The sequence below is a fragment of the Citrobacter sp. Marseille-Q5395 genome, assembly GCF_947057495.1.
Classification (GTDB): domain Bacteria; phylum Pseudomonadota; class Gammaproteobacteria; order Enterobacterales; family Enterobacteriaceae; genus Citrobacter; species Citrobacter murliniae.
On sequence record NZ_CAMSEL010000016.1, the window covers coordinates 52,205 to 77,966 of the forward strand.

The 25,762-nt window shown below is 51.9% G+C and carries 23 protein-coding genes; 12 read left to right on the plus strand and 11 right to left on the minus strand.

Features of this window, described 5'->3' with window-relative positions; translation table 11 throughout:
- Positions 1 to 78 precede the first annotated feature (78 nt).
- The 3 genes from OH663_RS17760 (at position 79) to pspG (ending at position 2,046) form a co-directional block, all read left to right on the plus strand.
- Positions 79 to 567: a cupin domain-containing protein gene (locus OH663_RS17760; RefSeq protein ID WP_045438534.1), complete on the plus strand. Its 489-nt coding sequence runs from the start codon at positions 79 to 81 to the stop codon at positions 565 to 567.
- 105 nt (positions 568 to 672) lie between these two features.
- Entirely contained in the window at positions 673 to 1,671 is a 999-nt protein-coding gene (gene dusA, locus OH663_RS17765; RefSeq protein WP_200012927.1) for a tRNA dihydrouridine(20/20a) synthase DusA, read from the plus strand.
- Positions 1,672 to 1,803: 132 nt separating this feature from the next.
- Positions 1,804 to 2,046 carry an envelope stress response protein PspG gene (gene pspG, locus OH663_RS17770; RefSeq protein WP_045438538.1) on the plus strand — a complete coding sequence of 81 codons (243 nt, stop codon included), beginning with the start codon at positions 1,804 to 1,806 and terminating at the stop codon, positions 2,044 to 2,046.
- Positions 2,047 to 2,330: 284 nt separating this feature from the next.
- Here pspG and OH663_RS17775 read toward each other — a convergent pair whose 3' ends face one another.
- Positions 2,331 to 3,314 (minus strand): quinone oxidoreductase, encoded by a 984-nt coding sequence (locus OH663_RS17775; protein ID WP_045438543.1) that lies wholly within the window; start codon positions 3,312 to 3,314, stop codon positions 2,331 to 2,333.
- 81 nt (positions 3,315 to 3,395) lie between these two features.
- Here OH663_RS17775 and dnaB point away from each other — a divergent pair, with 81 nt between their 5' ends.
- From dnaB to OH663_RS17800, 5 genes are all read left to right on the plus strand, one after another.
- Positions 3,396 to 4,811, plus strand: coding sequence for a replicative DNA helicase (gene dnaB, locus OH663_RS17780; RefSeq protein ID WP_045438554.1), 1,416 nt, complete (start codon positions 3,396 to 3,398; stop codon positions 4,809 to 4,811).
- Between the two features lie 151 nt (positions 4,812 to 4,962).
- Entirely contained in the window at positions 4,963 to 6,042 is a 1,080-nt protein-coding gene (gene alr / locus OH663_RS17785; RefSeq protein ID WP_048222443.1) for an alanine racemase, read from the plus strand.
- 131 nt (positions 6,043 to 6,173) lie between these two features.
- Positions 6,174 to 7,367, plus strand: coding sequence for an aromatic amino acid transaminase (tyrB, locus tag OH663_RS17790; RefSeq protein WP_200012926.1), 1,194 nt, complete (start codon positions 6,174 to 6,176; stop codon positions 7,365 to 7,367).
- Positions 7,368 to 7,613: 246 nt separating this feature from the next.
- Positions 7,614 to 8,327, plus strand: a complete 714-nt coding sequence (gene aphA / locus OH663_RS17795; protein WP_048222439.1) for an acid phosphatase AphA — start codon at positions 7,614 to 7,616, stop codon at positions 8,325 to 8,327.
- 127 nt (positions 8,328 to 8,454) lie between these two features.
- Positions 8,455 to 8,805, plus strand: coding sequence for an MmcQ/YjbR family DNA-binding protein (locus OH663_RS17800; RefSeq protein ID WP_045438566.1), 351 nt, complete (start codon positions 8,455 to 8,457; stop codon positions 8,803 to 8,805).
- Positions 8,806 to 8,847: 42 nt separating this feature from the next.
- On the opposite strand, the gene uvrA is transcribed toward OH663_RS17800, so the two are convergent.
- A complete protein-coding gene (gene uvrA / locus OH663_RS17805) occupies positions 8,848 to 11,670 on the minus strand; it encodes an excinuclease ABC subunit UvrA (RefSeq protein ID WP_045438569.1) in 2,823 nt (940 codons plus the stop codon).
- A 251-nt stretch (positions 11,671 to 11,921) separates the two neighbouring features.
- On the opposite strand from uvrA, the gene ssb1 reads away from it, so the two are divergent.
- Positions 11,922 to 12,455 carry a single-stranded DNA-binding protein SSB1 gene (gene ssb1 / locus OH663_RS17810; RefSeq protein WP_045438572.1) on the plus strand — a complete coding sequence of 178 codons (534 nt, stop codon included), beginning with the start codon at positions 11,922 to 11,924 and terminating at the stop codon, positions 12,453 to 12,455.
- Positions 12,456 to 12,551: 96 nt separating this feature from the next.
- Here the strand turns inward: ssb1 and fecE are convergent, their stop codons facing one another.
- The 8 genes from fecE to OH663_RS17850 form a co-directional block, all read right to left on the minus strand.
- Positions 12,552 to 13,319 (minus strand): Fe(3+) dicitrate ABC transporter ATP-binding protein FecE, encoded by a 768-nt coding sequence (gene fecE, locus OH663_RS17815; RefSeq protein WP_200012925.1) that lies wholly within the window; start codon positions 13,317 to 13,319, stop codon positions 12,552 to 12,554.
- A complete protein-coding gene (gene fecD / locus OH663_RS17820) occupies positions 13,320 to 14,276 on the minus strand; it encodes a Fe(3+) dicitrate ABC transporter permease subunit FecD (RefSeq protein ID WP_048222434.1) in 957 nt (318 codons plus the stop codon). It abuts the gene before it with no gap.
- Positions 14,273 to 15,271, minus strand: a complete 999-nt coding sequence (gene fecC / locus OH663_RS17825; RefSeq protein WP_200012924.1) for an iron-dicitrate ABC transporter permease FecC — start codon at positions 15,269 to 15,271, stop codon at positions 14,273 to 14,275. Before fecC ends, fecD begins: the two co-directional genes overlap by 4 nt.
- Positions 15,268 to 16,170, minus strand: coding sequence for a Fe(3+) dicitrate ABC transporter substrate-binding protein FecB (locus tag OH663_RS17830; RefSeq protein ID WP_200012949.1), 903 nt, complete (start codon positions 16,168 to 16,170; stop codon positions 15,268 to 15,270). The genes fecC and OH663_RS17830 overlap by 4 nt, the downstream gene beginning before the upstream one ends.
- Before the next feature lie 225 nt (positions 16,171 to 16,395).
- Positions 16,396 to 18,711: a TonB-dependent Fe(3+) dicitrate receptor FecA gene (gene fecA / locus OH663_RS17835; RefSeq protein WP_045438582.1), complete on the minus strand. Its 2,316-nt coding sequence runs from the start codon at positions 18,709 to 18,711 to the stop codon at positions 16,396 to 16,398.
- Between the two features lie 94 nt (positions 18,712 to 18,805).
- Positions 18,806 to 19,762 carry a ferric citrate uptake sigma factor regulator FecR gene (gene fecR / locus OH663_RS17840; protein ID WP_200012923.1) on the minus strand — a complete coding sequence of 319 codons (957 nt, stop codon included), beginning with the start codon at positions 19,760 to 19,762 and terminating at the stop codon, positions 18,806 to 18,808.
- Positions 19,759 to 20,277 (minus strand): ferric citrate uptake sigma factor FecI, encoded by a 519-nt coding sequence (gene fecI, locus OH663_RS17845; RefSeq protein WP_200012915.1) that lies wholly within the window; start codon positions 20,275 to 20,277, stop codon positions 19,759 to 19,761. Before fecI ends, fecR begins: the two co-directional genes overlap by 4 nt.
- A 152-nt stretch (positions 20,278 to 20,429) precedes the next feature.
- On the minus strand, positions 20,430 to 20,711 hold the full coding sequence (locus OH663_RS17850) for a YjcB family protein (RefSeq protein ID WP_045438590.1): 282 nt from the start codon (positions 20,709 to 20,711) through the stop codon (positions 20,430 to 20,432).
- A gap of 549 nt (positions 20,712 to 21,260) precedes the next feature.
- Between OH663_RS17850 and OH663_RS17855 the strand changes: the two genes are divergently transcribed.
- A complete protein-coding gene (locus OH663_RS17855) occupies positions 21,261 to 22,847 on the plus strand; it encodes an EAL domain-containing protein (RefSeq protein ID WP_048222417.1) in 1,587 nt (528 codons plus the stop codon).
- Between the two features lie 2 nt (positions 22,848 to 22,849).
- Here the strand turns inward: OH663_RS17855 and soxS are convergent, their stop codons facing one another.
- A complete protein-coding gene (gene soxS / locus OH663_RS17860) occupies positions 22,850 to 23,173 on the minus strand; it encodes a superoxide response transcriptional regulator SoxS (RefSeq protein ID WP_045438598.1) in 324 nt (107 codons plus the stop codon).
- Positions 23,174 to 23,259: 86 nt separating this feature from the next.
- Between soxS and soxR the strand changes: the two genes are divergently transcribed.
- Both soxR and ghxP read left to right on the plus strand, forming a co-directional pair.
- Positions 23,260 to 23,718, plus strand: coding sequence for a redox-sensitive transcriptional activator SoxR (soxR, locus tag OH663_RS17865; RefSeq protein WP_045438603.1), 459 nt, complete (start codon positions 23,260 to 23,262; stop codon positions 23,716 to 23,718).
- A 628-nt stretch (positions 23,719 to 24,346) separates the two neighbouring features.
- The gene (gene ghxP, locus OH663_RS17870) at positions 24,347 to 25,696 is read left to right on the plus strand and encodes a guanine/hypoxanthine transporter GhxP (RefSeq protein ID WP_048222415.1); all 1,350 of its coding nucleotides are present in this window, start codon (positions 24,347 to 24,349) and stop codon (positions 25,694 to 25,696) included.
- Positions 25,697 to 25,762: the final 66 nt, after the last annotated feature.

The following is a 25,762-nucleotide window of genomic DNA, read 5'->3' on the forward strand; positions in this document are numbered from 1 at the left end:
CTTTATCATATTCTGCTCAAAACACCGAGATCCCCACCGTGTGCTATACCTGACGCATCGCAATACTGGAAAATAAAAATGAAAAGACCTGATTGTATTCGCCACTGGCGTGAAGTAGAGGGAGCTGATGACTCCACTTATCCTGGCAGCAATGAATTTTTTTCTATTGGCGCACCGCTTGCCCGCAAGCTGGGATTAGGGCGGCTCGGTATTCATCATGAACGACTGCCACCAGGACGACGTACTTCATATCCTCATGCAGAAAGTGATGAAGAAGAATTTATCTATGTGCTGGAAGGTTACCCTGAGGCCTGGATTAATGGCTATTTATGGAAACTGGAGCCCGGCGACAGCGTGGGCTTTCCAGCAGGAACCGGCGTGTGTCACACCTTTATCAATAACACCAGTGAAGAGGTGCGTCTGTTAGTGGTGGGTGAAGCAAACAAAAAGTTTAATCGTATCTATTACCCCCTCAATCCGGTCTATGCTGCAACGCGCGAGGATCGCTGGGTTGATCATCCCCCGCAATTTTTTGGCCCGCATGACGGGAAACCGGGACGGAAATAGCCTTGTCTCGGCAGGGGCGTGAGTTCCCGCGACGATGTGGCTCACTATCGTAACGGTCTATGCTATAGTAGCGCCCCTTTTTAACCGGATGCTTAATTATTCGCCATGCTGCCTGAATCTCAGCCTACTGCTTTTCCTGCTCATCGTTTTTCTATCGCGCCGATGCTCGACTGGACGGACAGACACTGCCGCTACTTTTTGCGCTTACTGTCCAGCCAAACGTTGCTCTATACGGAGATGGTGACCACCGGGGCAATTATTCATGGGAAAGGCGACTATCTGGCGTATAGCGAAGAGGAGCATCCGGTCGCGCTCCAGTTAGGGGGGAGCGACCCGGCAGCGCTGGCGCAATGCGCGAAGCTGGCTGAAGAACGTGGCTACAACGAAATTAACCTCAATGTGGGTTGCCCTTCCGATCGTGTCCAGAATGGCATGTTCGGTGCCTGTTTGATGGGGAACGCACAGCTGGTTGCCGATTGCGTCAAAGCGATGCGTGATGTGGTGTCAATTCCGGTAACGGTCAAAACTCGTATCGGCATTGATGACCAGGATAGCTACGAATTCCTGTGTGATTTCATCAATACGGTCTCCGGTAAAGGCGAGTGTGAGATGTTTATCATCCACGCGCGTAAGGCCTGGCTTTCCGGGCTAAGCCCGAAAGAAAACCGTGAGATCCCACCGTTGGATTATGAACGTGTCTATCAGTTGAAGCGTGACTTTCCACACCTGACCATGTCGATCAACGGTGGTATTAAATCGCTGCTTGATGCAAAAACGCATCTTCAACATATGGATGGTGTGATGGTAGGGCGTGAAGCCTATCAAAATCCTGGTATGCTGGCCTCTGTGGACCGCGAAATTTTTGCTGCAACTACCACCGATGCCGATCCTGTTGCCGTAGTGCGCGCAATGTATCCGTATATTGAGCGTGAACTGAGCAAGGGAACCTATCTTGGTCATGTTACCCGCCATATGCTCGGCTTGTTTCAGGGGATCCCTGGGGCACGTCAGTGGCGCCGTTACCTGAGTGAAAATGCGCATAAAGCAGGTGCTGATATTAACATCCTGGAACATGCGTTAAAGCTGGTGGCCGACAAGCGTTAATTTCTCGCCAAAAGTTAGTCAATTTCACCATGCCCTGCACTATGTCGCGGGGCGTTTTCTTTATAAATCAATAAAATAATTTTGGCATGCTTTTTGTAAGACTCTGGAGAGTTTTCATTTCGGGAGAGCACCATGCTGGAACTACTTTTTGTCGTTGGTTTTTTTATCATGCTGATGGTCACCGGTGTATCACTGCTGGGTGTGCTGGCTGCATTGATGGTGGCTACCGCAGTGATGTTTTTGGGTGGCTTGTTTGCGTTAATGATTAAATTGTTGCCCTGGTTGTTACTGGCCATTGCTGTGGTATGGGTTATCAAGGCGATAAAAGCGCCAAAAGTCCCACAGTATCAGCGCAATAACCGTCGGTTTTACTAAGGTATTGAGTGGTTCGTCACAACATGCAACTTTGCCTTTAGAACCAAATAGGAATTGATAATCAAATCTGTCACTATTACGCCGTTAACGAATTCATCGAGCTGTACCCTACATACAGCCGAACTAAAAAAAGAAAGGGCTTCCTGCGGGAAGCCCAATTTCTTTGTATTCCCGCCATCATTCAAACCGCTGGTGTGCTGGCTGTTTTCACTGACCCCGGACACAAGCTTCAGTAACGTATCGGTTTTTTTCCTGCTACTGAAATGAATTAGGAACGGTAGAAATTAAGGGATCAGAAGACTTGAACCCTGCGTCGCCCGGCTTTCCAGGACTTCATGCGCGCGTTGCGCATCTTTCAGGGCATACTTCTGACTCTCTGCCACATCAACCTTGATAACCCCGCTGGCAATCAGCGAAAAAAGCTCATTGCTGGCTTCGGCTAACTCATTGTGGTTGGTGATGTAACCCTGAAGAGAAGGGCGCGTCACATATAACGAGCCTTTCTGATTCAGAATACCTAAGTTTACGCCAGTCACTGGTCCGGAAGCGTTACCGAAACTTACCATCAGTCCCCGGCGCTGCAGACAATCCAGCGAAGCTTCCCAGGTATCTTTCCCTACCGAATCGTAAACCACCCGAACTTTTTTACCGCCAGTTATCTCTTTAACGCGCTCGACAATGCTTTCTTCACGGTAGTTAATCACCTGCCATGCTCCGGCCTGCAAGGCAATTTGCGCTTTTTGCGCGTTGCCGACGGTACCAATCAGTTTTGCACCCAATGCTTTTGCCCACTGACAGGCAATCAGACCGACCCCCCCTGCCGCAGCATGGAACAAAAACGGTTCGCCAGGCTGGATTTCATAGGTTTTGCGTAACAGATAAAAAACGGTAAGCCCTTTCAGGAAGGAGGCGGCAGCCTGCTCAAACGAAATGGCATTGGGCAGAATGGCGACTTTATCAGCTGGAACGTTATGCACTGAACTGTAAGCGCCGAGTACGGACTGAGCATAGACGACCCGATCGCCGGTTTTAATGTGCTTCACACCGCTGCCGACTTTGCTGACTACGCCAGCAGCCTCGGTGCCCAGACCACTGGGTAATGATGGCGGCGGATAAAGCCCGCTACGGATGTAAGTATCAATATAATTGATGCCAATCGCTTTGTTTTCGACCTGGATTTCATGTTCCGCCGGGTCAACGGGCGCAAACTCCACAGCCTTCAGAACATCAGGCCCGCCGTGCTTATGAAATTCAATACGTGTTGCCATGTATCCTCCAGAACGTATCGTAAGGGTCTACTTATATGGTAATCTTTCGACCCATTCTTTATCTCGGTAACTCCATTCACTATGGCAGGAAATAAACCCTTCAACAAACAACAGACTGATGCTCGTGACCGCGATCCGCAGGTTGCGGGACTGAAAGTGCCGCCGCACTCGATTGAAGCGGAACAGTCGGTGTTGGGCGGTTTAATGCTGGATAACGAACGCTGGGACGATGTGGCCGAGCGCGTGGTTGCGGAGGATTTTTACACCCGACCACATCGGCATATCTTCACAGAAATGCACCGCCTGCAGGAGATGGGAAAACCCATCGATCTGATTACACTGGCAGAGTCGCTGGAAGTTCAGGGACAACTGGACAGCGTCGGCGGTTTTGCTTACCTGGCTGAGTTATCTAAAAATACGCCAAGTGCGGCGAACATTAGCGCGTATGCCGATATTGTCCGCGAACGTGCCGTTGTTCGCGATATGATTTCTGTCGCCCATGAAATAGCCGACGCGGGTTTCGATCCGCAGGGGCGCTCCAGTGAAGACCTGCTCGATCTGGCGGAATCTCGCGTCTTTAAAATCGCTGAAAGCCGCGCCAATAAAGACGAAGGTCCGAAAAACATCGCCGATGTGCTGGATGCGACCGTCGCGCGTATAGAACAGTTGTTCCAGCAACCGCATGATGGCGTCACCGGGGTGAATACCGGTTATGACGATCTCAATAAAAAGACTGCAGGTTTGCAGCCGTCAGATCTGATCATCGTCGCGGCGCGTCCATCGATGGGTAAAACAACATTTGCGATGAACCTCGTCGAAAACGCAGCGATGTTACAGGATAAGCCCGTACTCATCTTTTCTCTTGAGATGCCCTCTGAGCAGATTATGATGCGTTCCCTGGCCTCGCTTTCGCGCGTGGATCAGACCAAAATTCGTACTGGTCAACTGGATGATGAAGACTGGGCGCGAATTTCCGGAACAATGGGTATTTTGCTGGAGAAACGAAACATCTATATTGATGATTCCTCCGGTCTGACGCCGACGGAAGTGCGTTCGCGCGCGCGCCGTATCGCTCGTGAGCACGGCGGTATCGGGCTTATCATGATCGACTACCTTCAGCTTATGCGCGTGCCGTCGCTTTCCGACAACCGTACGCTGGAAATTGCTGAAATTTCTCGCTCACTGAAAGCGTTAGCAAAAGAACTACATGTGCCGGTGGTGGCACTGTCGCAGCTTAACCGTTCTCTGGAACAACGCGCCGACAAACGCCCGGTCAACTCGGATTTGCGTGAATCAGGCTCCATCGAGCAGGACGCCGACTTAATCATGTTTATCTATCGTGATGAGGTTTATCACGAGAACAGCGATCTGAAAGGGATCGCAGAAATTATTATTGGTAAGCAGCGTAACGGTCCTATCGGCACGGTACGTCTGACGTTTAACGGCCAGTGGTCACGCTTTGATAACTATGCCGGACCACAATACGATGATGAGTAAATAATTTGGCCATTTTGTTTGCGATTTAAGGATTGGGGAGTGCTAGTCATCCCCACGTACTTTAGTACGCTCTGGTGGCTGAGCGTTTGCCGCACCCAAACTCGCTGCACCAATAACACCAAATTCCAGACACATAATTCAAGGAACACAAATGCAAGCGGCAACTGTAGTCATTAACCGCCGCGCTCTGCGACACAACCTGCAACGTCTGCGTGAACTGGCGCCTGCCAGCAAACTGGTTGCGGTCGTGAAAGCGAACGCTTACGGACACGGTCTGTTAGAGACCGCGCGAACGCTCCCCGATGCGGACGCTTTTGGTGTCGCTCGTCTTGAAGAAGCCCTGCGGCTGCGCGCGGGAGGGATCACGCAACCCATCCTGCTGCTGGAGGGGTTTTTCGATGCAGCCGATCTGCCGACTATCTCCGCACAGCGTCTGCATACCGCCGTGCACAACCAGGAACAACTTGATGCCCTGGAAGCGGCAGAACTGGCTGAACCGGTCACCGTATGGATGAAGCTCGACACCGGAATGCACCGTCTGGGCGTACGCCCTGAGCAGGCCGAGGCCTTTTATCAGCGTTTAACTCAGTGTGAAAACGTGCGTCAGCCGGTCAATATTGTTAGCCACTTTGCTCGTGCAGATGAACCCGAGTGTGGTGCAACCGAAAAACAGCTCGATATATTTAATAGCTTCTGTGAAGGCAAGCCGGGCCAGCGTTCTATCGCCGCTTCTGGCGGCATCCTGTTGTGGCCACAGTCGCACTTCGACTGGGCGCGTCCGGGGTTAATTCTGTATGGCGTATCACCGCTGGAAAATCACTCCACAGGTGCAGATTTCGGCTGCAAGCCGGTGATGTCACTCACCTCTAGCCTGATTGCGGTACGCGAACATAAAGCAGGAGAACCTGTTGGTTACGGCGGAACGTGGCTCAGTGAGCGCGACACGCGTCTGGGCGTCGTGGCGATGGGGTATGGAGACGGTTATCCGCGTGCGGCTCCCTCTGGTACGCCAGTACTGGTTAATGGCCGGGAAGTGCCGATAGTCGGGCGCGTTGCCATGGATATGATTTGCGTTGATTTAGGCCCTGATGCGCAGGATAAAGCTGGCGACCCGGTGATCCTGTGGGGTGATGGCCTGCCGGTTGAGCGTATTGCTGAAATGACAAAAGTAAGTGCTTACGAACTTATCACGCGCCTGACGTCAAGAGTAGCTATGAAGTACGTGGACTAAATTTGGTTATAAGCCGGATAAGGCGGTTCCGCCGCCATCCGGCAATATTCCCCTCAACATCCTCTCGATCTTCTCTCACTTCCGGTTTATTGTGTCTTTATTCCCTGCCTGTAAACCTGGAGAACCATCGCGTGTTCCAAAAAGTTGACGCCTACGCTGGCGACCCGATTTTATCGCTCATGGAGCGTTTCCAAGAAGATTCACGTAGCGACAAAGTGAACCTCAGTATCGGCCTGTATTACAACGAAGACGGGATTATTCCTGAGCTTAAAGCCGTAGTTGAAGCGGAAGCGCGGCTTAATGCTAAGCCACATGGTGCTTCCCTGTACCTGCCAATGGAAGGGTTGAATAGCTATCGCCATACTATCGGAAAACTGCTGTTTGGCGCAGAACACCCGATTCTCCAGCAACAGCGTGTAGCGACGATTCAGACGATGGGGGGATCGGGCGCGCTAAAAGTGGGCGCTGATTTCCTGAAACGCTATTTTCCTGATTCTGGCGTGTGGGTCAGCGATCCGACGTGGGAAAACCATATCGCAATTTTTGAAGGCGCCGGGTTCGAAGTCAGTACTTACCCTTGGTATGACAATACAACCAATGGTGTGCGTTTCAACGATCTGCTAGCAACGCTCAATACCTTACCGGTGCGCAGCATTGTGCTGCTGCATCCGTGCTGTCATAACCCAACCGGTGCAGATCTGACTCATGCTCAGTGGGATACGGTCATCGAGATACTGAAAGCACGCGACCTGATCCCGTTTCTGGATATTGCCTATCAAGGTTTTGGCGCCGGAATGGATGATGATGCCTATGCGATCCGCGCTATTGCCAGTGCCGGATTGCCTGCTCTGGTCGGCAATTCGTTCTCAAAAATTTTCTCACTGTATGGCGAGCGTGTCGGCGGGCTTTCCGTTGTCTGTGAAGATGCTGAGACGGCAAGTCGCGTACTGGGACAGTTAAAAGCCACCGTTCGTCGTAACTATTCCAGTCCGCCGAACTTTGGTGCTCAGGTTGTTGCTGCCGTACTGGGGGATGATGAGCTCAGAGCCAGTTGGCTGGCTGAAGTAGAGGGTATGCGTACCCGTATCCAGGCGATGCGTCAGGAACTGGTCAACGTTCTTAATACTGAGATCCCTGGTCGCGATTTTGATTATCTGCTGCAACAGCGCGGTATGTTCAGCTATACCGGACTGAGCGCAGCCCAGGTTGATCGTCTGCGTGATGAGTTTGGTGTTTACCTGATTGCCAGCGGTCGTATGTGTGTGGCCGGTCTGAACCACAGTAACGTTCAGCGCGTGGCGAAGGCGTTTGCTGCGGTAATGTAATATTTTTTTCCCGAAACACGTAGGTCAGATAATGGCAACACCATCAGGTTTTGTGTGCCAGATGGTAGCGTAAATACCTTATCTGGCCTACGTGACATGCCTCTATTCATATGTGATCGTTCTCTTTTTCTGTAACAAAACCAGATAAAGCCCTTCCTTTCCCCCCCCTCAGGGGGTAAGGTCAGATAGCTTTTTGACCAGTTGTTAATAAAAAAATCATAACTAACTGACTAATTAGGGAAAAATATGCGCAAGATTTCTTTGGCACTGAGTGCCGTTTGTTTATTGTTCACGTTAAACCATTCCGCCCAGGCTTTAGTTTCTTCTCCCTCTCAGCTTAATCCAGGCACTAACGTTGCAAAACTTGCTGAGCAGGCTCCTATTCATTGGGTTTCTGTCGCACAAATTGAAAATAGTCTGACTGGTCGTCCGCCGATGGCTGTCGGATTTGATATTGATGATACGGTTCTCTTTTCCAGCCCGGGATTCTGGCGTGGCAAAAAAACGTACTCCCCGGACAGCGAGGATTACCTGAAGAATCCGGCCTTCTGGGAGAAAATGAATAATGGCTGGGATGAGTTCAGTATCCCGAAAGAAGTGGCGCGACAGCTTATTGATATGCACGTGCGTCGCGGCGACAGCATCTTTTTTGTGACCGGGCGTAGCCAGACCAAAACCGAAACGGTTTCTAAAACGCTGTCCGACAACTTCCATATTCCACCCGCCAATATGAATCCGGTTATCTTCGCGGGTGACAAACCCGGACAGAACACCAAAACGCAGTGGTTGCAGGATAAAAACATCCGTATGTATTACGGCGATTCCGACAATGACATCACTGCGGCCCGTGAGGTCGGTATTCGCGGTATTCGCATTTTACGTGCTTCTAACTCCACCTATAAACCGTTGCCACAGGCTGGAGGGTTTGGTGAAGAGGTGATCGTGAACTCCGAGTACTAAGGCGTCGCTTTTTCGATTGCTGTTTTTTTAAACAAATTTGCGTTACTGGCTTTTACCTTTCGCTGACTTGCTGCACACTGAGTAAAAGATGTTCTCATCAGGCGATATGCTGGTAAGGGGAATAAAAATGACGAATTCGGAGTTGCTGCAATACTGCATGGCAAAAACAGGTGCGGAGCAGAGCGTCCACAGTGACTGGAAAGCCACACAAATTAAAGTCGAAGATGTGCTTTTTGCCATGGTAAAAGAGGTGGAAGGTCGCCCGGCGGTGTCTCTGAAAACCAGCCCTGAACTGGCAGAGTTATTACGTCAGCAGCATAGTGACGTAAGGCCAAGCAGACATCTGAATAAAGCGCACTGGAGCACGGTATATCTGGATGGCTCGTTACCGGATTCTCAGATTTACTATCTGGTCGATGCCTCCTGGCAACAGGCCGTAAACACGCTGCCGGAAGATAAGCGCAAACTGCTGGCGTAAATTTGCCGCTCCCTGATGATTCAGGAAGCGGCATTCGCGCAATTACAGCATGGGTTTGAGGAATCGGGCCGTGTGCGAAGCTTCACACTCGGCAACCGTTTCTGGCGTACCGGAGACGAGGATTTCGCCGCCGCCGCTCCCGCCTTCCGGTCCGAGGTCCACAATCCAGTCCGCGGTTTTAATCACGTCCAGGTTATGCTCAATGACTACGATGGTGTTGCCCTGATCTCTGAGCTGGTGCAGTACGTCCAGTAACTGCTGAATATCTGCAAAATGCAGACCTGTGGTCGGCTCATCCAGAATATACAACGTCTGGCCGGTTCCGCGTTTTGACAGCTCGCGTGCCAGTTTCACGCGCTGCGCCTCACCACCGGAGAGCGTTGTCGCGGACTGACCCAGACGAATGTAGGTCAAACCAACGTCCATCAATGTTTGCAGCTTACGCGCCAGCGCCGGAACGGCATCAAAGAACTCGCGGGCTTCTTCGATAGTCATATCCAGCACTTCGTGGATGGTCTTGCCCTTGTACTTAATCTCCAGCGTTTCACGGTTATAGCGCTTGCCTTTGCACTGGTCGCACGGCACGTAGATATCCGGCAGGAAGTGCATTTCGACTTTGATTACGCCGTCGCCCTGGCAGGCTTCGCAGCGTCCACCGCGCACGTTAAAGCTAAAGCGACCCGGCGTATAGCCGCGTGCGCGTGATTCCGGTACGCCAGCAAACAGTTCGCGCACGGGCGTAAACACGCCAGTATAGGTCGCCGGGTTAGAACGCGGCGTACGACCAATCGGGCTTTGGTCAATATCGATAACTTTGTCGAAATGTTCCAGTCCCTGAATATCGCGATACGGCGCGGGTTCCGCCAGTGTTGCGCCATTAAGCTGGGTCTGGGCAATCGGGAACAGCGTGTCGTTAATCAGCGTCGATTTACCCGAACCGGAAACGCCGGTAATACACGTGAACAGGCCAACTGGCAGCGTCAGGGTGACATCTTTCAGGTTGTTGCCGCGTGCGCCGGTTAACTTCAGCACTTTTTCTGGATCGGCCGCAACGCGCTGTTTCGGCACTTCAATCTTGCGCTTGCCACTCATGTACTGGCCGGTCAGTGACTCAGGTACTGCCATGATGTCGTCCAGCGTTCCTTCCGCGACCACCTGTCCACCGTGGACACCGGCGCCAGGACCGATATCAATAACGTGATCGGCGGCGCGAATAGCGTCTTCATCGTGTTCCACCACTATCACGGTATTACCCAGATTGCGCAGATGGATAAGCGTACCTAACAGGCGTTCGTTATCGCGCTGGTGCAGACCGATGGACGGTTCATCCAGCACGTACATTACGCCCACCAGGCCTGCGCCGATCTGGCTTGCCAGACGGATGCGCTGGGCTTCGCCACCGGAGAGCGTTTCGGCTGAACGGGACAGCGTCAGGTAGTTCAGACCGACGTTAACCAGGAACTTGAGACGGTCGCCAATCTCTTTGAGGATTTTCTCTGCGATCTTCGCCCGCTGGCCCGCGAGCTTGAGATTGTTGAAAAAGTCCATCGCATGGCCGATGCTCATGTCGGAAATGGCGGGCAGCGGTGTGTTCTCAACGAATACATGGCGTGCTTCACGACGTAAACGTGTTCCTTCACAGCTGGCACAAGGCCGGTTGCTGATGAATTTTGCGAGTTCTTCACGTACCGCACTGGATTCCGTCTCTTTATAGCGACGTTCCATATTGTGCAATACGCCTTCGAACGGATGGCGGCGTACCGATGTATCACCGCGATCGTTCATATATTTGAATTCAATGTTTTCTTTGCCGGAACCGTATAAGACCACTTTGTGAACGGCAGGATTCAGGCTGGCCCATGGCGCTTCCACATCAAACTTGTAGTGTTCCGCCAGCGACTTGAGCATCTGAAAGTAGTAGAAGTTACGGCGGTCCCATCCGCGAATAGCCCCGCCTGCCAGCGACAGTTCAGGGTTCTGAATCACCCGATCGGGATCGAAATACTGCTGTACGCCGAGACCGTCACAGGTTGGACACGCACCAGCCGGGTTGTTGAACGAGAACAGGCGCGGTTCCAGTTCGCGCATGCTGTAGCCGCAAATCGGACAGGCAAAGTTGGCGGAGAAGAGCAACTCTTCCGCTTTTGGGTTGTCCATATCGGCAACTATCGCTGTGCCGCCGGAAAGCTCCAGCGCGGTCTCAAAAGATTCCGCCAGACGCTGAGAGAGGTCGTCGCGCACTTTGAAACGATCAATCACCACTTCGATGGTGTGTTTCTTCTGCAACTCCAGCTTAGGTGGATCGGAAAGGTCGCACACCTCACCGTCAATTCGCGCACGGATATAACCCTGGCCTGCCAGGTTTTCCAGCGTTTTGGTGTGCTCACCTTTACGCTCTTTAATTACTGGTGCCAGCAGCATCAGACGCTTGCCTTCCGGCTGCGACAGGACATTATCAACCATCTGGCTAACGGTTTGTGCTGCCAGTGGGACGTCGTGGTCCGGGCAGCGCGGTTCACCGACGCGGGCAAACAGCAGGCGCAGATAGTCGTGAATTTCGGTAATGGTGCCTACCGTGGATCGCGGGTTGTGGGATGTCGATTTTTGTTCAATTGAGATGGCAGGAGACAGCCCCTCAATGTGGTCGACATCCGGTTTTTCCATCAGCGACAGAAACTGACGCGCGTACGCGGAAAGGGATTCAACGTAACGACGCTGCCCTTCGGCATATAACGTGTCGAAAGCAAGCGAGGATTTGCCTGAGCCCGAAAGCCCGGTGACGACAATCAGCTTGTCGCGCGGGATGACGAGGTTGATGTTTTTGAGATTATGGGTGCGGGCGCCCCGAACTTCGATCTTATCCATTCATCTTTCCCGGATTAAACGCTTTTTTGCCTGGCTGCATGGTGCTACCGGCGATCACAAACGGTTAATTATGACACAACCTAACCTGAATGGATATACAGTATTGGAATGCAAAACGCAGGTGTCTGTGCAACAATGTCTGGCTGAGGTTGTTTACTGGAATCGACCTCCCAACGTAGTAAAAGCGCTATTGGAAATGCTACAATCCCGCGCTTACACTTATTAAGAAACGTTTTTCAGGAGACACGATCATGGCCAGCAGAGGCGTAAACAAGGTGATTCTCGTCGGTAATCTGGGCCAGGACCCGGAAGTACGCTATATGCCGAATGGTGGCGCAGTTGCCAACATTACGCTGGCTACTTCCGAATCCTGGCGTGATAAAGCGACCGGTGAGATGAAAGAGCAGACTGAATGGCACCGCGTTGTGCTGTTTGGCAAACTGGCAGAAGTTGCCAGCGAATATCTGCGTAAAGGTTCTCAGGTCTACATCGAAGGTCAGCTGCGTACCCGCAAATGGACCGATCAGTCTGGCGTAGAAAAGTACACCACTGAAGTGGTTGTAAACGTAGGCGGCACCATGCAAATGCTGGGTGGCCGTCAGGGTGGTGGCGCTCCTGCTGGTGGTAACGCGGGTGGTGGTCAGCAGGGTGGTTGGGGTCAGCCTCAACAGCCGCAGGGTGGCAATCAGTTTAGCGGCGGTGCTCAGTCTCGTCCGCAGCAGTCAGCTCCGGCAGCACCGTCTAACGAACCGCCGATGGACTTTGACGACGACATCCCGTTCTAAGCATTCTGCTAAAAAGGCCCGTAAAGGGCCTTTTTTGTTTCGGGAAACGTAAAATGTCCGGCTCGATTGCATCCCAAATCTCTGCCCTTGAAAGTATTACACCACCACGCACATCGGCCTTCCTGATATTGGCTCCGGGTGGATCTCTGCTTCCACGCTAAACACTCTTTTTAGCATTTCCGGCTGCATTACCGCTTCTGGTGTTCCCTGCGCCGTCACGCGACCATTTGCCAGCACGACGAGGTGATCGCAATAGCGGCTCGCCTGATTCAGATCGTGCAGTACCGTTACTACCGTTTTTCCCTGCGCCTTGAGCTCGTCCATCAACCGCATTAGTTCGACCTGATGATTAATATCCAGCCAGGTCGTCGGCTCATCAAGCAACACGACAGGAGTGTCCTGCGCCAGCATCATGGCCAGAAATGCTCGCTGGCGCTGACCGCCAGACAGCTCGGTTAAACGTCTGTCTGCCAGAGCATGCATCTGCGTTTTCTCCATTGCAACGTTGACCCGGGAATGATCTCCCATAGAAAGTCGTCCCCATAAGGAAAGCCAGGGGCTGCGACCGTAACTCACCAACTCCCGGACGGTGATCCCCTCAGGAGTAAGGTGATGTTGGGGTAGCAGCGCCAGACGTTGGGCTAACTGGCGTGATGACAGGCTATCAATCGGCTGGTCGTCGAGCATCACGGTACCCGATGTTGGGATGAGCAGACGCGAAAAACAGTTCAACAGTGTTGATTTTCCGCAGCCGTTTGGTCCCAGTAGTGCGGTAATTTTCCCTGACGGCAGTGCGAGCGTAAGTCCGTCCAGAACCTGGCGAGTACCATAGTTGACGGTCAGATTTTCGGTATGTAATTTCATTTAACGCATTCTCACAAGCAGCCAGACAAAACATGGTGCGCCGATGATGGCTGTCAGTATCCCTGCCGGAAGCTCCAGCGGGGGATGGATAATTCGCGCCAGCAGATCGGCGACCAGCAACAGCAAAGCGCCAGTTAGCGCGGAAACTGGCAGCAGCCAGCGATGGCGACCGCCGGTCATTTTGCGCACCATGTGTGGCACCACCAGACCAATAAAACTGATTGGTCCACAAACGGCTACTCCGGTTGCGGCCATCGCCACCGCCAGCATTAGCCCGCAAAATTTTACGCGCGGAACGGCCACGCCAAGCGTCGCCGCGCGCGCATCGCCCAGTGCCAGCAGGTCGAGGTCGCGGCAAAAACGCAGGCTAAGGGGAAGAAATACCGCCAGCAATGGCACCGCGATTTTTACAAACGTCCAGTCGCGCCCCCACAAACTTCCGGTGAGCCACAACAAAGCACTGTTTACATCTTGCGGATGTGAAAGCATCAGGTAATCCGTCATGCTCGCCCAGCAGGCGGAAAGCGCTACGCCTGTTAACGCCAGCCGCATTGGCTGCGTGGTATCGGCCAGTATGCGTAGCAGCAACAACGCTGCAATGCCGCCGCCAAATGCCAGTAGCGGCAGAAAAATTGCTGGCAGCGAGGGCAGTAGCAGCAATCCACTCACTGCCGCAAGACTGGCCGCATGGTTGACGCCGAGAATGTCCGGTGAGGCCAGCGGGTTGCGTACAATGCCTTGTACCAGCACGCCAGAAACCGCTAACGCGGCACCAACGAATATCGCCAGAATCAGTCTTGGTAGACGGTATTCCATCAACACGTAATAGTGTGTGCTGTCGGGACGCCAGTCAGTCAGCAGTGCTCGCCAGGGAACAGGGATCATCCCCATCTGTAGCGACAGCGAGGCGAATACCAGCAGAGCCAGCGCAATCAACATCACCAGGGAGGTTCTCATCCGCGCCTCCTGACCAGCCAGACAAAACACGGTGCGCCGATGAGCGCCAGCACTGCACCGGCAGGTAAATCACCAGGAAAGGCCAGGGTGCGGGCCAAAACGTCAGCCAGCAGCATGAACGTTGCACCCAACAACATGCTCATAGGCAGAACCTTGCGCTGATCGTACCCAATCCAGAATCGTGCCAGATGTGGCATCAGCAGACCGACAAATGCCACGGGGCCCGCCACGCTGACGCAGGCACCGACTAACGCCAGTACCAGAATATTGATGGTTAATCGCAATTTCGGCAGATTTACTCCCAACGTGTGGGCGGTACTGTCCCCTATATTCAGCAAGTTAAGCTGGGTTGCCAGCAGCAGGATCGCCGGCGCTGCTATCGCCACAATCGGGAACAGATGCCAGAAATCCTGCCAGCGAACATGTGACACACCGCCAGCCAGCCAGTAAAAAATGCCCCAGGTATGATCTTCAGCCAGCAGTAGCGTGATCCGGGTGAATGCCATACAAAAGGCGGAAAGCGCGATCCCGGCGAGGATCAGCCGGTTTCGCTCCTGTGTATGACGAAAACCGCCTCCGGCGATCATGACCAGCATCCAACTTATACCACCACCACAGGTTGCGACGATGGCAAGTGGATATCCTGCCACTGGCGTGGGATTGAGGGCGCTGGTGAGCGCCATTGCCAGTGCGGCACCGCTGTTGATACTGAGCAGGGAAGGCGAGGCCAGTGGGTTATGGGTCAGGGTTTGCAGTAGAGATCCGGCTAGCGCCAGGCTTGCTCCCACCAGAATCGCGACCAGGCTTCTGGGTAAGCGGAGATTGTGGACCAGCATTTGCGGGAGCGTCAGCGTATGGCCGGGGATCAACGCGCCTAAAGCATCCATACCGGAAACAGGGATGGCTGAGTAGCAAAACAGACTCAGCCAGAAAATAGCGATAAGCGCCGCAGCGGGAATACCCCACAACAGTGCTGGATGTTTAGGGTAAGTCATTTCATGTCGTCAACTGACTGGTGCTGAAAGACCTTTACCGTATCGCTTGCAATGCGCTCGGCAGCAAAAATGCCGCGCATTCTGGCCCAGGCATTACTGTCAACGGCGACAATTTGCTGTTTTTTCACTGCATCAAGCATTTGCCACAATGAGTCCTGTTGCCAGCGTTTAACAATACTTTCCTCGCGATAGTGTGCCACCAGCAGCCATGACGGATTGATCGCCAGGAGTTGTTCAAGGCCTATCGAGGGGATGGGCGCACCTGCGATTGCTGGGGGGACGTTCAGGCCAAGAGTCGTTAATACGCCCCCGGTATAGGTCTCGCTGGAGTGCAGATTGAACTGCTGTTCGCGAGAGGTTCCAAATACCACGCTGGCCCCTTGCGGGAGAAGTTCGGCCCATTGAGCCATCTTCTGGCGATGTTGTTCCAGTCGTGCGGTCATCTGCTCTTTCTTACCGACAATATTCCCGATAATTGCGGCTGATTGCAGATTTTCTGCGTAGGTTTCGTTGCGGGATTTAAGCAACAGAACCGGGGCGATCTGCTGTAATGCACTATAGATGCCCGCGTGGCGGTGGCTGTCGGCAATAATCAGGTCTGGCTTCAGGGCGCTGATAGCCTCCAGACTTGGCTGGGCGCGCGTACCGATAGATTGCCAGGGTTTTAGATGCGCGCGAACCTCCGGAAGAATGCGGCCCGCATCACCATCATCGGCAATCCCCACCGGACTTATCTCCACCGCGGCCAGCGCATCGGCAAACGACAGTTCCAGCACCACAATCCGCTGTGGTGTTTTGTCGAGTGTAAAAGAGCCATGTTCATCCTGAACCGTGGCGGCAAAGGTGTGGCTGGCTACCAGCATCAGACCTGCAAATAGAAAACGAAAACATGCCAACATATGTACTCCCGGTGCCGGATAGCGCGGTGTTTTCTGGCCTGCATTGGTGTACCTGCAGGCCAGATAAGTGTTTATACCCGTCATTCTTCAAGCTGCTTGGGTGTTGGCTGCCCTTACTCACCCCAGTCACTTACTTGTGTAAGCTCCAGGGGCTTCGCTCTGTTGCCGCCTACAAGCAACTCGAATTATTTGGGGTATACGTCGCTCTCGGAAAAAGAACCCTTATCAGAACTTCAGCGAGCCTTGCAGGTACAGCGTGCGGGGCTGTCCGGTGTAGATACCTTTGTTGTTATCGTCATACGAGCGGGTGTAGTACTCATGGTCGAAAATGTTCTTCACACCGAATGCCAGATTCAGGTCTGCCATTTGTGGGCCGAAGTCATACGCCACGCGAGCTCCCCACAGCATATAGCCGGGGATCCGTCCGGTGCTGCCGTCTGCGCTCTCTTTCTCAGTGTTTGCATTATCTGCAAACTGGCTGGACTGGAAATCGCTGTTCAGGTTGAAGGTCCAGCTACCCGGCTTGTAATCCACACCGAGCGTGCCTTTATGTTTCGGCGAGAAAGGAACCTGGTTGCCGTAGGTATCGCCTTTTTCACGAATTTCGGCGTTTACATAGGCGTAGTTTGCATAGATGGATACGTTATCGAACGTGGGCGTCAGGCTGCCGAGATCGTAACGAGCCTGAGTTTCCAGGCCGGTATGGCGCGTTTTGCCGCGTGCGGTAACGGTGTCATTGGTTTGGTTAGAGTCGTACTGATTATTAAAGTTAATCAGGAACAACCCCATTTCCGCCGTTAACGCTCCGCCGTCGTATCGGGTTCCGAGCTCCCAGGTTCGCGCTTTTTCCGGTTCCACGTTGCCGCTTTCCACAGCCTTGCCAATTTGGCTGTACTGTACGGTGCCGAATGAGCCTTCTGTGTTGGCATAGAGATTCCAGCTGTCTGTAAGATGATAGAGAACGTTCAATGCCGGAAGCGGAGCGTTATAGCTCACTTCCTGATGTGTTTTTTTGATGTTGTTGTTCTGATACGACTCGATATGCTCAAAACGCATACCTGGCGTAATGGTCCAGTTGCCGATATCAATTCTGTCATCCAGATACCAGGCATGCGCTTCAGTACCGGAGCGGGTATCACGATCGTGTGGGCTGGATGTTGAAGGTAACTGCCCGCTCGCTGCTGCGCTGAAATAGCGCATCTCATGCGTTGATTCGTTGACGTAGCGATAACCTACACCAACTTCATGCGCGGAAGAGCCGATCATAAAACTCTGACTGTAGCGTGGTTCAATGCCGCGAACCCAGTAGTAACGTGGCGAAAGCGTGAGGTTTTTTCCCTGATCCAGAAAACCGCTACGCAGGGTTTGTGTATAAAAGCCCTGGATATTGAATTTATGTTGGCTGTCCGGCTGGAACTGGTACCCGAGGCTGGCCAGTTTTCTGCGGCCCCAGAAGCGATCATATGGACGGGTGGATTGCCAGCGGTCGGCGTCATAGTCGGCGCGAGACAGTCCACCAGGCATGTCGGCTTCACCATCGTAGTATTGCAAAAGGCTATTGAATGAGTGGACTTCGTTCGGCGAATATTTGCTTTTTAGCATGATATCGTCGATACGGGTGGCGCTGTGTTCACGCCAGTCACTACCACGGGTGCCGGAATAGAGCAGAGCGGAGCCGAAGCCGTTATCTGCCGTGCCGCCAATCATCAGATTGTGCGTTTCTTTCGGATTATTTTGTGATGAGGTTGGACTCAGTTGCCCCTCCGTCCCGGCTTCAATACCGAAGTCTTGTGGGATCGCGCGGGTGACGAAGTTCACTACGCCGCCGACACTTTGCGGTCCATAGCGCACCGCGCCGCCGCCGCGAACCACATCAATGGCATCCATATTGCCCAGAGAGACCGGTGCTAGCGAGAGTTGTGGTTGACCGTAGGGGGCAAACGGAACGGGGATGCCGTCCATAAGCACCGTTGAACGGCTTGCCAGGCGTGGGTTGAGGCCGCGAATGCCGAAGTTCATTGCCAGATCGTGGCTGCCGGTACCGTTATTTTCTGGGGCGTTGACGCCAGGAATACGGTTAAGCGCTTCGCGCATTGTCGTTGCACCGGTTTTGATAAAATCATCGCGGCGGATAACGTCACGTGCTCCGGCATGTTCAAAGACGTCGTTTTCACGGGCATCGCCCAGCCAGTCGCCGACCACAGTCAATGAGTCTTCAGTCGCAACGGGGGCGGGTTCCAGCGTCCAGGTGTTATCTCCGAGCGATTTCTCCTGCAGGCCACTGCCTTTTAATAGCGCATGCAGACCCTCGTCGAGATTAAAGTCCCCTTGCAGACCATCGCTGTGTTTGCCGCGCGTCAGCGAGGCATCAACCGACAGAATAATACCGCTGCGCGTAGCGTACTGGTTCAGCGCTTTGTCTAAATCCCCTGCGGCAATATTAAATTGTGTCGCGATTGCAGGGAGCGAAGCCAGCCCGGCGAGCGGGAGCAGGCTTAAACGAATCCACATCCCCAGAGATGCTGTGTTATGAAAGGCCATCACGTCTCCATCATATTATTTTGTATTTTCATTAATGAAGTCGAACGACCAGAGGAAAAGGGACAATAGAAATGATAATTTTTTTCGTTATCGTTTAACTGATGGGGCTGAGAGTGACCCAATAGCGGGTAACAAACTGAATTTTAACGGGGAGTGTTTTGGCTATCGCATTCAGCACTGCATCAGTATTTTCTAATGGAAAAGTTCCTGTCAGACGTAATCCGGCGATGGCAGGATCGCAGCGCAGAATGCCGGGGCGATAGCGAGAGAGGGTGGTAATAACGTCTTCCAGTGGTTTGTCGCTGAAGCTGAGCACGCCTTGCGTCCAACTCGCTGATTCGTTATTAAGCGGCTGTACATGACCAAATTGTGATGCGCTGAAAACCAGCATTTCACCCTGCTGGATCACCCGTATTTGGTGGGGCTCGCTGGCAAGACGCACTTCAACCGCATGCTGATGGACGCTAAGGTGCGTTTCATCGCTCAGTTGGGTAACAGTAAATTCTGTACCCAGTGCGGTGAGTTGCCCCTGACGCGTCTGTACACGGAAGGGGCGCTGTAGATCATCTTTCCCGGTGGTAATTGCAATTTCACCGTACCACAGGCGTACCAGGCGTTGCTGATCGTCAAATTTTACGTTTACTGCGCTGTCGGTATTCAGTGAAAGTAGAGTGCCATCTTGCAGTTTTTGTCGCTGGATTTGCCCTTTCGCGGTCCGGTAATCCGCGCGTAACCCTTCCCCTGTTTCTGAGTGCCAGAGCGACCAGCCGCTTCCTGCACAGGCGAGGATCAGCAAGCCTTTCAGTACATGGAGACGAGTCAGGCGGGTATCATTCAACGTCCGACTGGCAAGGTTTCCTGGTACGCTGTTCATCTGGCAACGCAGATTTTCAACCTGCTGCCATGCCCACTGGTGATCTCTGTCCTGTTCATACCATTGTTGCCAGCGGGCTTCCTGCTGAGGGCTGACACGTTCACCGGTCAGTACAGCGTACCAGTGAGAGGCTGAACGTAATGCCTGGCGACGGGAATCGGTAAGTGTTGTTTTCACAGGTCGTGCTCCAGACGGAACAGCAGGCAGTGCTCAGTGGCTTTAGCGACGTACTTTTTCACCGAGCTTACCGATACGCTCAGTCGCTGCGCGATATCGCTATAAGTAAGACCATCGAGTTGAGAAAGCAGGAAGGCATATCTGGCTTTGGTGCTCAGTCCGTCCAGCATCTGGTCAACAAGTTGTAACGTTTCAAGATGAGACTGCTTTTCTTCTGCAGAAGGTGCCAGCGCTTCGGGTAACTGTGCGAGCATCTCCAGATACGCTCTTTCCAGTGCATTACGGCGGAACAGGTCGATCATTACCCGCTTAGCGATGGTGCATAAAAATGATTTTGGATCGCGAATGTCGGCGAGTGACTCACCATTGATAACACGTAGAAAAGTATCCTGAGCGACATCATCGGCATCGAATGCTGATTGTAATTTTCGCGTCAGCCAGTGGGTTAACCAACCGTGATGCGCACGGTACAACGATTCAAACGAGAGAGGGGCGCACTGAGCAGGATTAGACATGGCCGATAGTTTCAACAGTTAATCATCACGGCGGCATGTTAATATGAGAATGGTTATCATTTCAATGTTGGCGGAGGAATTTGTACAAGAGAGAGAATAATTGACTGATTTTGTGGGTAATAAAAAGCCTCCATGCAGGAGGCTCATTGGGGTCAGGTCAGTACCATCGGCCAGTCAGGCGGTGTATGGCTCATTACTTCCACCATTACAGATTCGATGTTCTTCCAGATAGCAGAGACATCCACCAGAGTGATACCAAGTAATCCGGTCGCAAACCAGCAGGCAAAAACAACCCCTAAACCGCTGCTGATGACAGCCAGGCCAATATAATCTGATTTACGAAACCGAATATTGAGCATACTGGCTAAAAACATGAGCACCGCGCTGAGCAGTTGCCACCGCAGAAGAACCACGCCAGTTGTTATTGTTGCCATGAAAAATGTCCTCAGAAAATCTGATGCCCAGGACAGCGCGGGGGGATTCACAGGGGGTGTGGCTCTCTGGCTATCGACGGGCATTTACATGAATGAAACGTTGTTTCTGTTACATGATTTTTGTGAACTATATCACATATGCTCGTTTGTTCACCAGTGTTGAACGCTATTTTTGTCGGCTTATAGCCATGCTAAAGTTGTGGTTATATTGAGAGCGAGCAGATAATAAAGTATTCACAATATAAGATGCATTCATACTGCCTGTTATCTTTATCCTAAATTAATCTTTAAATTTTTTAATGTGTTTTTTTTATGCAGCCAGTATTACGCCCATAAAACATTACGACTTCTGGATAATGTTGTTCCTGAATAAGCTAAACTCTAAGTTTGGCTTACGGAAAAATAATATCATCATCAACTAATATCAGACTTTTACATAGAGAAGTCTGTTGCTAATACTGATAGATTCATGCAACTTAGCTAGCTGGTGTTTATAGCATCCTGCCTTGATGGGTACTGGCATATACGATACAGGGAAATAGGGCTGACATGACTCACAGTGCGCGACGCAAGACGCTGAGGCTCCTCGGAACGTTCATGGTGGTAATGCTCCCCGTGGTACTGGCGTTATGGTTTGCTCACTTGAGGGCAATGTCGGAAACCCGCAATCAACTCCGCTCTTTTGCTCAACTGGTGTTAAATAAAACGGAACTGGTGATCCAGCAGGCTGATTTAGCTCGCGATATGGCCCAACTGTATCAAGGGAAGATGTGTACCCCTGAACATCAGAAAAGCATGCTGAATATTATTCGCGGTCGCTTATATATCAGTGAGCTAATTTATGCGCAGGCTGATCGTTTTTTGTGCTCTACATCGTTAGTACCCCCTGCCTCGTATATTATGCCGACCGCTGACTATAAGCGTACACCGGACATCTCCATCTATTACTATCGCGATACGCCTTTTTTCTCCGGCTACAGAATGACGTATATGCAAAGGGGAAACTACGTTGTCGTTATCAATCCATTATCTTACAGCGAGGTAATGTCAGACGATCCAGGTCTGGCCTGGGGAGTATATGATACGGTTACGGATTCCTTCTTCTCTGCAAGTGAAGGGGTAAACGTTGCGCAATTATTGCCGTTGGTGCGCGGCGCAGCCTCTACGTTCCAGCAAGGTAATCGCTTCTATACCATCGTTCGTTCTGAAAAGCGGCCAATTGCGATTATTGTGTCGACGACAGGCGATCGCGTAATTCAAAATTTCTATCATGAAGCTGCGTTAACACTTCCCTTCGGGGCAATTAGCAGCATTCTGATACTGTTAATGTGGTGGCGTACGCGTCAGCAATACTACTCTCCCCGCCGCCTGTTAAAACGCGCGATCAAAAAACGTCAGCTTTGTCTGCATTACCAGCCAATCATTGATATCAAAAATGGTAAATGCGTCGGGGCCGAAGCTTTGCTGCGCTGGCCTGGCGGAAAAGGTGAAGTAATGAGTCCGACAGAATTTATTCCGCTGGCAGAAAAAGAGGGAATGATAGAGAAGATCACGGATTACGTGGTGGAAGAAGTGTTCAACGATCTGGGCTATTTTTTATCGGCGCACCCTCAGCTTTATATCTCAATAAACCTTTCCGCTTCTGATTTTCATTCATCCCGACTGATTGCCTTAATTGCCGATAAAACACGCGAGTATTCGGTGCAAGCGCAGCAGATTAAAGTTGAGGTGACTGAACGCGGATTTATTGATGTGCATAAAATGACCCCGGTCATCCAGGCATTTCGTCAGGCGGGTTATGAAGTCGCGTTTGATGATTTTGGTACGGGGTATTCCAACCTGCATAACCTGTCTTCATTGAATGTTGATATTCTGAAGATCGATAAATCTTTTATCAGTACGCTAGCCACCAATAGCACCAGCCACCTGATTGCGGAACATATCATCGAGATGGCACAAAGTTTACATCTGAAAACTATTGCAGAAGGTGTAGAAACGTCGGAGCAGATCAAGTGGCTGCTGGAGCGCGGCGTACAGTACTGTCAGGGATGGTACTTCGCGAAGGCGTTGCCGCCACAGGAATTCATGCACTGGCTCCAGCGATCGCCCGCCATACTGTCGCAAAGCGGGCAATAATCTTACAGGCGATGACGGTAGTCGCTGGGAGTACGATCAAACTCGCGGCGGAACACGCGTGAGAACGTTTGTTGCGATACATAACCCAGATCCATCGCGATATCAAAAATAGGCCGCTCGGTGTTACGCAACTCGACAGCGGCCAGCAGAAGTCGACGCTGACGGATATAGTCGCCCAGCGTCTGACGCATCACCGTGCGGAACATCCGCTGTAAATACCACTTCGAATAGCCTGATTTTTTCGCGACCACCTCAATATTCAGCGGTTGGTCGATATGTTCATCAATCCATTCAATAAGGGTCTGAATAATTTGCTGATGGGACATATAGTTGCCTCTTGCTCAGTGTTCGATTCGTCGTTTTGTCTGTGGGCGAGTATAATTCCTCAAGTTAACTTGAGGTAAAGCGATTTATGGAAAAGAAATTACCCCGCATAAAAGCTCTGCTAACGCCTGGCGAAGTCGCAAAACGTAGCGGTGTGGCGGTATCAACTTTGCATTTCTATGAAAGCAAAGGCTTAATCAGTAGCATGCGCAATAGCGGCAATCAGCGTCGATATAAACGTGATGTGCTGCGCTATGTCGCGATTATCAAGATTGCTCAGCGCATAGGTATTCCGCTGGCGACGATTGGCGACGCGTTCGGTGTCTTGCCAGAAGGGCACTCGCTTAGTGCGAAAGAGTGGAAGCAACTCTCGTCGCAATGGCGTGAGGAACTGGATCGACGCATTCATACCCTGGTGGCGTTACGAGATGAGCTGGACGGCTGCATTGGTTGTGGTTGTTTGTCGCGCAGCGATTGTCCGTTGCGTAACCCAGGCGATCAGCTTGGTGAGCAGGGGACAGGGGCGCGATTGCTGGAAGATGATTGATGTGAAATATTCGATGGGCATATCCCCTAAACAACATGAAGTATGACGGGGATAAAACTAAAGCGCCACAGAGGGCGCTTTAGTTTGGTTCCGGTCTTTGTCTTTCACTCTATCCCGCTGGTTCACGGGAGGGTTTCCCCCGACATCAACACCCCTCAGTCGAGCACATTAGGGGAGGTTCCGGCTTGTGTTGATAAGTTAATTGTAAGCCAGCTCAGGGTATTTGCCAGTGTATTGACGGTTTTTTCGCCTAAAAATTTCCCACAACTCCACCAATTTTTCTGCGTAACTTTGCGTCCAAAACAAAACGATTGTTGCGACAACTCAGCGAAATTTGTTGCCAGATTGCGCATTGACGATAACGTTTGCGCATCGACTGTCTATTTCTTGTACGTTATAAGAAGAAATGAGTAAAAACTGGCAAAGTTCAGTTGAAAACCGTCGTATGATCGCTGGATAATCGTTTGCTTTTTTTTACCACCCGTCTTTTTATGCGCGGAGCTAAACGTTTGCTTTTTTGCGACACCCCTATTGACGCAAACCTGGCACATGGAGAAAACGTTTAGCAGGCAGTGGATTGTCCATCACGCATAAGGACGAAAAAATAAACTCTCAGGGGATGTTTTCTATGTCTACGCCTTCAGCGCGTACCGGCGGTTCACTCGACGCCTGGTTTAAAATTTCACACCGTGGCAGTACCGTCCGTCAGGAAGTCGTTGCCGGATTAACGACGTTCCTGGCGATGGTCTACTCTGTTATCGTGGTTCCAGGAATGCTGGGTAAAGCCGGGTTCCCGCCTGCTGCTGTATTTGTGGCGACCTGTCTGGTGGCAGGGGTTGGTTCGATTGTGATGGGCCTGTGGGCAAACCTGCCGCTGGCTATTGGCTGCGCCATTTCGTTAACGGCATTTACTGCATTCAGCCTGGTTCTGGGACAGCATATCAGCGTGCCTGTCGCGCTGGGTGCGGTGTTCCTGATGGGTGTCCTGTTTACCATCATTTCTGCAACCGGTATTCGTAGCTGGATCCTGCGCAACCTGCCACAAGGTGTTGCGCACGGCACCGGTATTGGTATCGGCCTGTTCCTGCTGCTGATTGCGGCAAACGGTGTTGGTCTGGTCATTAAGAATCCGCTGGATGGTCTGCCGGTTGCCCTGGGTGACTTCGATACCTTCCCGGTCATTATGTCGCTGATTGGTCTGGCGGTGATTATTGGCCTTGAAAAACTGAAAGTACCAGGCGGCATTTTACTGACCATTATTGGTATTTCCGTGGTCGGCCTGATTTTCGACCCCACCGTACACTTTTCCGGTATTTTCGCTATGCCTTCTCTGAGCGATGCTGAAGGTAATTCGCTGATTGGTAGCCTGGATATTATGGGCGCACTGAACCCTGTCGTCCTGCCGAGCGTGCTGGCGCTGGTGATGACTGCAGTCTTCGATGCGACGGGTACTATCCGTGCCGTGGCCGGGCAGGCGAATCTGCTGGACAAAGACGGGCAGATTATTGATGGTGGCAAAGCGTTAACCACCGACTCCCTGAGCAGCGTGTTCTCCGGTTTGGTGGGCGCAGCACCGGCGGCGGTGTACATTGAATCCGCAGCAGGTACGGCGGCTGGCGGTAAAACTGGTCTGACGGCGATCACCGTCGGCGTTTTATTCCTGCTGATCCTGTTCCTCTCTCCGCTCTCTTATCTTGTTCCTGCTTATGCAACGGCTCCAGCACTGATGTACGTCGGTCTGTTGATGCTGAGCAATGTGGCGAAAATCGACTTCGCTGATTTTGTTGATGCGATGGCGGGTCTGGTGACAGCCGTGTTCATCGTGCTGACCTGTAACATCGTTACCGGCATTATGATTGGCTTTGCCACGCTGGTTATTGGTCGTATCGTTTCTGGTGAATGGCGCAAGCTAAACATTGGGACCGTGGTGATTGCTGTAGCGCTGGTAGTCTTCTACGCAGGCGGTTGGGCTATCTGATCCTGATACGCTGATGATCCTTAAAACGGGTGGCTTTTGCCGCCCGTTTTTATTTTCAGAACACAT

What these genes read in the sequence shown, in the direction of transcription:
- fecE (WP_200012925.1), bottom strand. Translation starts at nt 13,319, where the DNA reads ATGAAATTACATACCGAAAATCTGACCGTCAACTATGGTACTCGCCAG.
- ssb1 (WP_045438572.1), top strand. Translation starts at nt 11,922, where the DNA reads ATGGCCAGCAGAGGCGTAAACAAGGTGATTCTCGTCGGTAATCTGGGC.
- aphA (WP_048222439.1), top strand. Translation starts at nt 7,614, where the DNA reads ATGCGCAAGATTTCTTTGGCACTGAGTGCCGTTTGTTTATTGTTCACG.
- OH663_RS17850 (WP_045438590.1), bottom strand. Translation starts at nt 20,711, where the DNA reads ATGGCAACAATAACAACTGGCGTGGTTCTTCTGCGGTGGCAACTGCTC.
- fecA (WP_045438582.1), bottom strand. Translation starts at nt 18,711, where the DNA reads ATGGCCTTTCATAACACAGCATCTCTGGGGATGTGGATTCGTTTAAGC.
- OH663_RS17760 (WP_045438534.1), top strand. Translation starts at nt 79, where the DNA reads ATGAAAAGACCTGATTGTATTCGCCACTGGCGTGAAGTAGAGGGAGCT.
- soxS (WP_045438598.1), bottom strand. Translation starts at nt 23,173, where the DNA reads ATGTCCCATCAGCAAATTATTCAGACCCTTATTGAATGGATTGATGAA.
- OH663_RS17775 (WP_045438543.1), bottom strand. Translation starts at nt 3,314, where the DNA reads ATGGCAACACGTATTGAATTTCATAAGCACGGCGGGCCTGATGTTCTG.
- OH663_RS17800 (WP_045438566.1), top strand. Translation starts at nt 8,455, where the DNA reads ATGACGAATTCGGAGTTGCTGCAATACTGCATGGCAAAAACAGGTGCG.
- alr (WP_048222443.1), top strand. Translation starts at nt 4,963, where the DNA reads ATGCAAGCGGCAACTGTAGTCATTAACCGCCGCGCTCTGCGACACAAC.
- fecC (WP_200012924.1), bottom strand. Translation starts at nt 15,271, where the DNA reads ATGACTTACCCTAAACATCCAGCACTGTTGTGGGGTATTCCCGCTGCG.
- dusA (WP_200012927.1), top strand. Translation starts at nt 673, where the DNA reads ATGCTGCCTGAATCTCAGCCTACTGCTTTTCCTGCTCATCGTTTTTCT.
- pspG (WP_045438538.1), top strand. Translation starts at nt 1,804, where the DNA reads ATGCTGGAACTACTTTTTGTCGTTGGTTTTTTTATCATGCTGATGGTC.
- ghxP (WP_048222415.1), top strand. Translation starts at nt 24,347, where the DNA reads ATGTCTACGCCTTCAGCGCGTACCGGCGGTTCACTCGACGCCTGGTTT.
- uvrA (WP_045438569.1), bottom strand. Translation starts at nt 11,670, where the DNA reads ATGGATAAGATCGAAGTTCGGGGCGCCCGCACCCATAATCTCAAAAAC.
- fecI (WP_200012915.1), bottom strand. Translation starts at nt 20,277, where the DNA reads ATGTCTAATCCTGCTCAGTGCGCCCCTCTCTCGTTTGAATCGTTGTAC.
- soxR (WP_045438603.1), top strand. Translation starts at nt 23,260, where the DNA reads ATGGAAAAGAAATTACCCCGCATAAAAGCTCTGCTAACGCCTGGCGAA.
- dnaB (WP_045438554.1), top strand. Translation starts at nt 3,396, where the DNA reads ATGGCAGGAAATAAACCCTTCAACAAACAACAGACTGATGCTCGTGAC.
- fecD (WP_048222434.1), bottom strand. Translation starts at nt 14,276, where the DNA reads ATGAGAACCTCCCTGGTGATGTTGATTGCGCTGGCTCTGCTGGTATTC.
- OH663_RS17830 (WP_200012949.1), bottom strand. Translation starts at nt 16,170, where the DNA reads ATGTTGGCATGTTTTCGTTTTCTATTTGCAGGTCTGATGCTGGTAGCC.
- OH663_RS17855 (WP_048222417.1), top strand. Translation starts at nt 21,261, where the DNA reads ATGACTCACAGTGCGCGACGCAAGACGCTGAGGCTCCTCGGAACGTTC.